Raw genomic sequence first — 10,126 nt, forward strand, 5'->3', positions numbered from 1 at the left:
AACGACAGCTTCATCATCTTGGACGAGGCGCAAAACACCACGCCCGAGCAGATGAAGATGTTCCTCACGCGTCTGGGCTTCAACTCCAAGATGGTGGTCACGGGCGACGCCACGCAGATCGACCTGCCGCGCGGCGCCTCCGGCCTCAAGCACGTGCGCCGGATTCTGGCGGATGTGGAGGATATTGCGTTTTGCGAGTTGACCGGGCGCGATGTCGTGCGGCACAATCTTGTCGCGCGCATCGTGGAGGCTTACGATAAGGCCGCCGAGCGCGCATAGGCTCGACAATCGAAGATGCAAGGCGCGAACGCGATGGGCGTTCGTCGATGATAGAAACGGAGACACCCATGTCCAATCAGAATACGAAATTCAGGAGCGGCTTCGTCACGCTGGTGGGCCGCCCCAATGCGGGCAAATCCACGCTCATCAACACGGTGGTGGGGCACAAGGTTGCCATCACGTCCAACACGGCGCAGACCACGCGCCATCGCTTCCGCGCCATCCTCACGCGCGACGACATGCAGATGATCATGGTGGACACCCCGGGCCTGCACAAGCCGCATGACGCCTTGGGCGAGGAGCTCAACACCTCTGCCATCAAGGCGCTTGAGGACGTCGACGTGATCGCGTTCCTCATCGACGCGAGCAAGCCGGTGGGCACGGGCGACGAATGGGTGGCCGCCCAGGTGCGCGCGGTTCGCGGCGCCCGCAAGATCCTGGTCATCTCCAAGGCCGATCTGGTCGACCGAGCAACTGCCATGGAGCAGCTCGAGGCGGCGCGCGTGCTCGGCCGCTGGGACGACGAGATCGTGCTTTCCGCCGAGACCGGCTTCAACGTGGAGGGCTTCGTCGACGCTGTGGGCCGCTGGCTGCCGGAAGGCCCCAAGTGGTTCCCCGACGACATGGACACCGATCAGCCCTTCGAGGTCATCGTGGCCGAGTTCATCCGCGAGAAGATCCTGCGCAGCTACCGCGACGAGGTGCCCCACTCCATCGGCGTCGACGCCGAACAGATCGAATACGACCGCAAGCGCGACCTGTATCGCATCTATGCGACGGTGTACGTGGAGCGCGATAGCCAGAAGGGCATCATCATCGGCAAGGGCGGCAGCGCCATCAAACAGGTGGGTGTCGAGGCGCGAAGCGACCTCGAACAGCTGCTTGGCTGCAAGGTGTTCCTTGACCTGCAGGTTAAGGTCAAGAAGAACTGGCGTCGCGACCTCAACCAGATTCGTCGCTTCGGCTACGGGGAGGGCATCTAGCCATGGCCAAATTCTGTTCCTGGTGCGGCGAGCCGCTTGAGCCCGGCGCTCGGTATTGTCCCGAGTGCGGCGCCCGCGTGTTGGAAAGCGTGAAAGTGGACGGGTCTGCCGATGCGGTCGACCCCATGCGCGGTTTCGACATCGTGGGCGGCGAGGCGCTGCCCGCCGACAAGACCGCGAAGCTCGATCGCGAGCAAGATCCATCCGGCACCGACACGCTGGTGCTTCCCACCGATAATGCCCAGAAGCGTTTCACGCTGGAGGGAAGCCCCAAAAAGACGCGCACGGCACTCATCGTATGCATCGCGCTTATCGTCGTGCTCATCGGCGTGGTGGTAGCGCTTGCCGTCATGCAGATGAACGATGGCGCTCAGGATCAGGAGCCCCTCCAGGTCATGCAGGCGCAGGACGAGCAGCAAGATGCGCAGGAACCTTCTCAGGATGCGGCGGAGAATTCCGACGAGGGCAATGACGAGGAGGCGTCTTCGGGCGCCGTCGTGCAGGAACCCGAGCGCGAAGAGCTCACCGACGACGAGGCGTTCGCGGCGCTCGACGAGGCATATGGCCGTTTGACCGATTACAACGAGCGCATCGGCGATTGCGTGAACGACTTCAACAATCTGTTCCTCGCGCGTTCGATGGACGATCGCACCGCCGCCAAGAAGCGCGCCGACGATTTGCTGGCTGACCTCGAGGAAGAGCTTTCTGCTTTGGAGGATTTGCGCATCGAGGCCTCATCCCCCTACGCGGATGACGCTGCGGCGGTCATTGAGCTCTATGGCTGCCAGCTCGGCCGCGTGCAGTCGCTTGCCGACGCGTGGGCTGTCGACGTGAAGTACGACGTGCCTTCGCAGCACAAGGACGAGATTCTCGAAGAGCTGTCCAAGAACAACGAGGGCGGCACCAACAAGTATCTCACGCGCTATGACGAACTGTATCCTACGGCTAAGCCGCAGAAGGAGTCGTAGCGTATCCGGGGCGCTTTCGGGCGCCCCTCCTTTTCGGGCATGCTGGGTCTGGCATGGGGCGTGCGCCGTCGAAACGCCGCGCCGCGGCGTCGTCGGTCGAATTCTGCTTGACAGGTCGCTTTAATCCACTATAGTAAAGCGCTATGAGTTTCGAATTCGTACATACCATGCTCAACATGATGATGCACATGCCCAAGCCTGGGTCTGTCGGCGTGTGCGTCGACGCTCAGGCTTGAGCTTCCGGGCGGCGCTATGCCGCATCTATCTATGTCGGTAATGTACAGGGAAACCATTCATGATTCGTCTCGAACATCTTTCTAAAACCTATTCCGGTCGTACGGGCACGCATCAGGCGCTGCGCGGTATCGACCTGCATATCGAAGCCGGCGATGTGTTCGGCATCATCGGTCAGTCGGGTGCGGGCAAATCAACGCTCGTGCGTTGCATCAACCTGCTCGAGCGCCCCACCGAAGGCCACGTGCTCATCGATGGCAAGGACATCACCGCGTATCGCGGCAAGGAGCTTGCCAAGCTGCGCGAGTCCATCGGTATGATCTTCCAGAACTTCAGCCTGTTCCAGCAGCGCACGGTGCTGCGCAACGTGATGTTCCCGCTGGAGCTGCGCCATGCCAACAAGCGCGAGGCCGAGGCCCGCGCGCGCGAACTTCTGAAGCTTGTGGGCCTGGAGGACAAGGGCGACCGCTATCCGGTCCAGCTCTCCGGCGGCCAGCAGCAGCGCGTCGCTATCGCCCGCGCGCTGGCCAACAACCCCAAGATCATGCTGTGCGACGAGGCCACGAGCGCGCTCGACACCATGACCACGCACGCGATTCTCAATCTGCTGCGCGACATCAACCGCGAGCTCGGCGTCACCATGGTGGTAATCACCCACTCGCTTTCTGTGGCCCAGCAGGTGTGCAACAAGGTTGCCGTGCTTGACGAGGGCGTGATCGTGGAGCAGGGCGCGACCGCCGAGGTGTTTGGCAATCCTCAGAGCGAGGCTACCCGTCGCCTGATCGCGGCGGACAAGGGGCTGTTGCTCGATGAGTACGTCGCAGCGCAGCATGAGCCGTACATGGGGGTTCCCGAGACGCCGGCTTCCGCTATCGCGGCAGGTGTCATCAACGCCGCCGATTCCATCCAGGCCGGCAATCCTGCCGGTACCGCAGCTATCCTCGACCCGGTGCGCGAGGCTAAGGGAGGGGATAAATAATGGAGGCAATCACCGCGTTCATTGATCAGTACGGCCTGCTTATGGCGCAGGGCACGTGGGACACCATCGTGATGACGGTGCTGTCCACACTGTTTGCCTACGTGATCGGCATCCCTCTGGGCGTGTTGCTCATCTTGACCGCGCCCGGCGGTCTTCATCCGCATCGTGTGTTCAACAGCGTGCTGGGCTGGCTCGTCAACATCGGGCGCTCCATCCCGTTCATCATCCTGATTGTGTTCATGATTCCGTTCACGCGTGCCATCGTGGGTACGTCGCTGGGCGTGGGAGGCGCTATCGTGCCCCTTACCGTTGCGGCGGCTCCCTTCGTGGCTCGCATGGTCGAACAGAGCCTGGCCGAGATCGACGGCGGCCTGGTGGAGGCGGCGCAGAGCTTCGGCGCCGGTACATGGCAGATTATCACCAAGGTGTTTTTGGTTGAGAGCCTGCCGTCGCTCATCCGCGGCGCGTCCATTACGTTCATCACGCTGTTCGGCTTCGTGGCCATGGCCGGCACGGTGGGCGCGGGCGGTATCGGCGACATCGCCATTCGCTACGGCTACCAGCGCTACCAGGACGATGTGATGATCGTCGCTATCGTGCTGTGCGTGGTCATCGTACAGGTTGCGCAGAGCGTGGCGAATCTGATCGCCCGAAAGATCGACCATCGCGTCAAATAAGCACGGTTGAAGCACTTGTCTCTCGGCCGCTTTGAGGCGCTGCCGGGTTGGTTTTCGGTTTCGCGGGGCGAGCCGTAGATTTATCTGCTGCTCGCGTGCCGTTGGCCATCCGTCACCGGCGTTTTCTGCGGTGCTTGGCATCAACCGCCGCTCGCGTGCCGTTTGGGCATGTGTGCGCGAATTCTTAACTCATCCCTAACAGAAGGCGTGTCCGCTTGCGTTATAGTGCGGCGCACCCTCCGAATCGCACGCGCATCGCGTCGTGCGTCATCAGCTTCTAGAAAGGTATTGTCATGAAATTCACCAAGCTTGCTCGCATCGCCGCCACTGCGGTGGCCACGTGCGGCCTTGCCGTCGCGCTTACCGCGTGCGGCGGCGCATCGTCCGGCTACCAGGTGGCCGTGCCCTCCGATGCCACCAACGAGGCGCGCGCCCTGCTGCTTCTGCAGGACCAGGGCCTGATCACGCTTTCCGACGGCGCCGGGCTCACCGCCACCAAGAACGACATCACCGACAACCCCTACAACATCGAGATCGTGGAGACCGAGGCCGCCAGCGTGCCGCGCATGCTGCAGGACGTCGATCTCGCGGTGATCAACGGCAACTATGCGCTGGGTGCGGGTCTTGATCCTTCGACCGCGCTTGCCAGCGAGGGCGTTGATTCCGAGGCCGCGCAGGAGTATCCCAACGTGATCGCCACGCGCGAAGACAACCAGGATTCGCCCAAGATTCAGGCGCTGGTGGCTGCTGTCGAGAGCGCCGATGTCCAGTCGTTCATCGAGGAAACCTACAGCGGCACCGTTGTTCCGCTGTTCGAGGTCGCCTCTGAGGTTCCCCAGGCGACCGGCAATGACACCACCATCACCGTGGGCGCGTCGCCTACTCCTCACGCCGAGATCCTCAATGCCGCCAAGCCGCTGCTTGAGGCTGCCGGCTGGACGCTCGAGGTGGTCGAGTATTCCGACTACGTGCAGCCCAATGTCGCGCTTGCCGAAGGCGATCTGGATGCCAACTACTTCCAGCACCAGCCCTATTTGGACAACTACAACGAGGAGAACGGTACCACGCTCGTAGGCGTCGCCCAGATTCACTTCGAGTCCATGGCGCTCTACGGCGGCAAGGTGTCCGACCTGGCGCAAATCAAGGGCTAAAAGCTAGCTGAACAATCTCACCGATTGCGGGACATCAAAACGTTCTCGCGATCGGATGCGCGCGGGGTCCCCGGATTATGATTCCGGGGGCCCGTTTTGATTTGTCGGCGGCTTTGGCCTGCCTGAGGTGCGTGAGCAGCGTTGCATAGAGTCCCCGCGGAAGGTTCGCTACAAGCCTCCAAGAAAAAAAACTGCCCGGTTTCCCGGGCAGTAGGAGGGGTGGGGAGCTTCGGCAAGAAACCGATTAGCCCTGCTCTTCGACGATATATTTTCCGGCCAGATATCCATACGTGAGGGCAGCGCCGTGGCTTGCACCCGAAAGCGAGAACGGATAGTCATCGACAAAGCGTCCGCCTTGCGTGTTGCCGACGGCGAACAATCCCTGGATGGGGTCGAGGTTGTCGTCGAGGACTCGGGCGTTGTCGTCTGTCACCAGGCCGCCCATGGTGACGAGAAGTCGCATGCAGCTCACGTCGAGCACGGAGGTGTGCTTGAGCGTATCGTACGTGATGGCGCGGAACGGCGGATTGGCGATGGGATGCATCTTCTCCTTCGCCTTTCCGAAGTCGTCGTCGTGGCCCTTTTCGCAGAGCTCGTTGTATCGGTTGATGCTATCGACGAACGCCTCGGCGTACTCGCCTTCAAAGCCAAGCTGCGCCGCGAGATCTTCGAGGGTGTCGGCTTCGGCGGAGAAATGCTCGCCGTCCTCGCCGCGGATGAAGGTCAGCGTCATCTCCAGTCCGGGGTAATACTCCTCTGCGTGCGAATCGACGATCTGGAAGATCTTGCTTCCGGGCTGATTCAACATGATTTTCGCAACGTTGGTCATGCTGAGGTCTTCGTTGCAGAACCGCTGACCATGCTCGTTGATTTCGATGAACTGCTCCGAGCCGAATGTCAAAATGTGGGCCATGACGGCATGGGGCGCGATATCGAGGTGGCCGCCGGCGCTGATGCCGAGGCGCTGCCCGTCTCCCATGCTTGCATGGTTGCCGTTCATATCAACAGCTTCATGGGAGAACAGATAGTGATCCTTGTGGGCGTAGACCCACGGCACATACTGCTGGAGCATCTCGTCGTTGAAGCTGTAGTCGCCGGAGGCGAGGATGACGCCCAGCTTTGCCGTGTATCGAGAATACGTGTCGTCTTTGAGGTTGTGACAAATCACGCCGGTGACTCGTCCGTCCTGAACGTCGAGCTGAACTGCCGGAGAGTCGTACACAGCCGTCGCGTTCCCCGTATCGAGCGCCTTTTGAATGTTTGCTTCGAGAATCGGCCTGTGGGTTTCGTCTCCGCCTCCGACGCAGCAGCATCCATTAAAGAGATGCTCGTGGTCGATCCCCGGACGATAGGGCGCCGCGGCCGTTGCGGAATCCGCATAGAGGTAAATCTGGTTGGGGTCTTCGGGGAAATCGTCCTCCGGCCCCACCAGGACCAGGTTGTCATACGCTCCGACGTACCACTCGAACGCCTCGCCGCACTTCGACAGCCATTTATTGATCACGCGATAATCGCCACGGTGGGCCATCTGAATCATGAGCTCGTTGCCGATCTCGGTGTAGTCAATGTCTTCGACGCCGAGCTTCCTGGCGAGATCGCAGTTGAAAGCGGCGAACATGCTCGACCGGCAGTTAGCGTTGCTGCACTTTTCGACGGCAACGACATTCGCTCCCGCCTCGGCCGCGGCGCGGAATGCCGCTACGCCCGCCACGCCCAGTCCGACCACGACCACATCGCAATCCGTCGTATTCGAGATCTGATCGTCGGTGATTTGGACTTCTTCAGATTCGGTGTCGGATTCTTGGGAAGTCGAGGCGGTGGTGGGGGCGCATCCCACAAGGCCGCTTCCTACAAGCGCCGCTCCCGCTGCCGTAATACCGAGGAAGTTCCTTCGAGAAATAGGATTCCCCTGGTTTCGAGTCGATTGCATCATGCCTTTCTCCTCCTTGCCTCTTCAAATCCGGCGGTATGCCGGACTGATAAGAGATTGGCAGGATGGAAGGGCGCGCGATAGCTACGAATCGCAGTGTTTTTTCGTCGAAGCGTATCTCATGCGAAACGTATGAAGGATTTTATCAGGCGTTATAAGCGCCCTATCGCTCTGTCGTCTCGACGAGCGAAATGAGCTCCTGGCGCGAATGGACATGGCATTTCGCATAGACCTTTTGGAGGTAGGTCTTAACGGTGTTCTCGCTTATGACCAGTTTCTCGGCGATAAAGGGGCAGCTTCGTCCGGAGGATGCCAAAAGAAGCACCTCCGTTTCACGCGGTGTCAGACCGTGCTTCTCCGCCACTATGGTCGCTTTGGTGTTGAAGTCCAACTTTGAAGGGGCGTCGCCCGGGGTCGCGCGCCTATCGGGGTTTAGCAGCAGGTCTATGCCGCGATCTGATATGAGCCAAATGGACGCGACGGCGAATACCAGCGTGAGGGCTGCGATGAAGTATGTGTTTTCGAATTTGAGATTCAATCCTGAAAAAAGCGCAAGCAGGATGGCGCTGGAATACAGTACCGCTCCGGCGATGCCGAAAACTCGCAACGGCTTGAATTTGGAGCGGGCGATGAGGGCGGCGGCGTAATAGGTGAGATCCGTCAGCAGTCCATAGGCGACGCTCGAAAGGAGATACGAAACATACGCATACTCAAGAGAAAGCAGCAGCACGATTAGAGCGACGATTGCGAAAGAAGAGATGACCTTGATCGCGGTGAGAATGTTCAGGTCGTTGGCGGGCAGAAGCAGGATGGCGAGAAGCACGAACACTACCACCGAAGACAGGGGCGAATACATCGGTCCGGAATTGATTTCTGCCACGGTGATGCTCTGAATCGTGCCGGAGACGAGGCCGACGAAGCACAGACCCACCAGCGTGGCGAACAGGGTCCGCTTGTCGAGTGAGGGTTTCTCGGAGGCAATGTTGCCTCGCGGCATCGGCAGGGCGCTGTCCATGTATTTGAGGCAGAGCAGCGATACGAAGAGCGAGAGGACGCATATATAGCTTTCCTGATTGAGCATATTGACGACCAACGTCCCTATGGCGGACAGCGCAGATGCCATGACGGTGGTGAGGGCGAGTTCGTACGAGGAGACCTCCAGGAGCAATTCAAGCCAGATGATCTGCAGCAAGACATTGCCTATCGAAAACGCGACGAACGAAGCGATGACGAGGGAGGAAGGCTCTTCGGAAAACAAGGCGAATAGTCCGCATACCGAAATCAGCACCGAGCAATAGAAGAACGAGGGGTGCTTTCTGAGCGAATCGAGACGGTTGCCGATGGCAATGAAGACGATGGAAGCGCAGGCGGCAATCAGGACGGAAAGCGTTGAGGCGTGAAAGCCATGAGCCAGAGCGACGGGATTTCCCATCGCGCCTATGAGCGCCGAGTTCGAAATGTCGAGCAAGGAAATGCTCGCCGCAAGGAGGGCGGAGCGTTTCAAAGACTGCGCTGAACGATTCGTTAGACGTAGCTGTTTCATGATGGGGTTCGCTCTCAGTTCTTTCCACCGTGTCGTGCTAAGATTAGCAGAACAAGCCGGCATGATGACTGGAACGCTCCGCGCCCGCGTCTTGGATTCGCGGGGTTTTCGCGGGGGAGAGGGGTCCGGCGCGCGCGGGGCGGGTGCGCCTTGCTATACTTGGCGGGTACATCTCATTCAGCAACGAGAAAGCCAGCCTCATGCCAAAGAAAATCGCCGTAATTGACGGAAATTCGCTGATGCACCGCGCCTACCATGCGGTGCCCCCCACCATGAACGCGCCCGACGGCATGCCCACCAACGCGGTGTTCGGCTTCATATCCATGTTCCTCAAGTTCTACGAGGATGCCCGCCCCGATGCGGTGATCTGCGCGTTCGACGCGGGGCGCCCGGAATTTCGCATGAAGGCGCTCACCCAGTACAAGGCCCAGCGCCCGCCCATGGACGATGCGCTGCGCGTGCAATTTCCCGTGATCGAAAGCCTGCTCGATGCGATGAACGTGCCTGTGGTGAAGGTTAAGGGTTGGGAAGGCGACGACATTTTGGGCACCATCTCGGCGCGCGACGAAGAGCTGGGATATCAAACCCTTCTGGTCACGGGCGACAAGGACGCCTACCAGCTGGTGACCGATCTTACGCACGTGGTAACCACCAAGCGCGGCATCACCGACGTGACCATCTACGGCCCCGCCGAGGTGGAGGAGCGCTACGGCGTCACGCCGGCGCAGTTCGTGGACTTCTTGGGCCTCAAGGGCGATTCGTCTGACAACATTCCCGGCGTGCCGGGCATTGGTGACAAAAGCGCGGCCAAGCTCCTGCAAAACTATGGCAGCATTGACGGCATCTACGAGAACCTGGACAAGCTCAAGGGCAAGCAGCTACAGAATCTCCAAGAGAACAAGGACGCGGCGTATTTGAGCCGCGAGGTGGCGACCATCGTGCGCGACCTGGATTTCCCGCTCGATTTGGAAGGGGCGAAGTTCCCCGATTTCGACGAGGCCAAGGTGGCCGAGGCCTTCCATACGGTGCGCTTCAACGCGCATCTGGCCAAGGTGCTCTCGCTTGCGGGCGCTTCCCCCGAATTGGCGGCGCCGTCCAAGCTTGAGCTTCCCTCGCTTGACCCCAAGGTGGGCGACGAGGCGTGGGCCGTTTTGGACGAGGCGGTTGCCAAAAACTGGATTTTGGGCGTGGAGTTTTTGGTGGAGGCGCAGGAAAGCCTGTTCGCCGAGCCCCATAAGCTCTTCGTGGGCGCGAACGACGAGGTGCTGCTGTTTGCGGGGGAGGATGCGACCAAGGCGTTTTCTCGCATCGTGCGCGAGGGGCGTTTCTGCGCGCTGGACGTGAAGCATGCGCTGCAGGAGGTGTATCCCGCCGACGGCTCT

Annotated in this window: 9 protein-coding genes; 7 read left to right on the plus strand and 2 right to left on the minus strand. The window is 60.3% G+C overall.

The features are described from left to right. The 6 genes from Q0J60_RS10105 to Q0J60_RS10130 all read left to right on the plus strand — a co-directional run. A partial coding sequence (locus Q0J60_RS10105; RefSeq protein WP_294441194.1) for a PhoH family protein occupies window positions 1-279 on the plus strand: 279 nt, incomplete at its 5' end. 68 nt (window positions 280-347) lie between these two features. Beyond that, a complete protein-coding gene (gene era, locus Q0J60_RS10110; protein ID WP_294441196.1) occupies window positions 348-1,262 on the plus strand; it encodes a GTPase Era in 915 nt (304 codons plus the stop codon). A 2-nt stretch (window positions 1,263-1,264) separates the two neighbouring features. Further along, window positions 1,265-2,230, plus strand: coding sequence for a zinc ribbon domain-containing protein (locus tag Q0J60_RS10115; RefSeq protein WP_294441199.1), 966 nt, complete (start codon window positions 1,265-1,267; stop codon window positions 2,228-2,230). Between the two features lie 295 nt (window positions 2,231-2,525). Continuing rightward, entirely contained in the window at window positions 2,526-3,443 is a 918-nt protein-coding gene (locus tag Q0J60_RS10120) for a methionine ABC transporter ATP-binding protein (RefSeq protein WP_294441201.1), read from the plus strand. Beyond that, window positions 3,443-4,120 carry a methionine ABC transporter permease gene (locus Q0J60_RS10125; RefSeq protein ID WP_273121486.1) on the plus strand — a complete coding sequence of 226 codons (678 nt, stop codon included), beginning with the start codon at window positions 3,443-3,445 and terminating at the stop codon, window positions 4,118-4,120. Before Q0J60_RS10120 ends, Q0J60_RS10125 begins: the two co-directional genes overlap by 1 nt. Window positions 4,121-4,413: 293 nt before the next feature. Further along, window positions 4,414-5,271, plus strand: coding sequence for a MetQ/NlpA family ABC transporter substrate-binding protein (locus Q0J60_RS10130; protein WP_294441203.1), 858 nt, complete (start codon window positions 4,414-4,416; stop codon window positions 5,269-5,271). A gap of 244 nt (window positions 5,272-5,515) precedes the next feature. Here the strand turns inward: Q0J60_RS10130 and Q0J60_RS10135 are convergent, their stop codons facing one another. After that, window positions 5,516-7,204: an FAD-binding protein gene (locus Q0J60_RS10135; RefSeq protein ID WP_294441204.1), complete on the minus strand. Its 1,689-nt coding sequence runs from the start codon at window positions 7,202-7,204 to the stop codon at window positions 5,516-5,518. 160 nt (window positions 7,205-7,364) lie between these two features. Continuing rightward, window positions 7,365-8,633: a helix-turn-helix transcriptional regulator gene (locus tag Q0J60_RS10140; protein WP_294441206.1), complete on the minus strand. Its 1,269-nt coding sequence runs from the start codon at window positions 8,631-8,633 to the stop codon at window positions 7,365-7,367. A gap of 311 nt (window positions 8,634-8,944) precedes the next feature. On the opposite strand from Q0J60_RS10140, the gene Q0J60_RS10145 reads away from it, so the two are divergent. Then, window positions 8,945-10,126 (plus strand): 5'-3' exonuclease H3TH domain-containing protein (locus tag Q0J60_RS10145; protein ID WP_294441208.1); only part of this gene is annotated, 1,182 nt, incomplete at its 3' end.

This window comes from uncultured Slackia sp., from assembly GCF_944321625.1.
Taxonomy (GTDB): domain Bacteria; phylum Actinomycetota; class Coriobacteriia; order Coriobacteriales; family Eggerthellaceae; genus Slackia.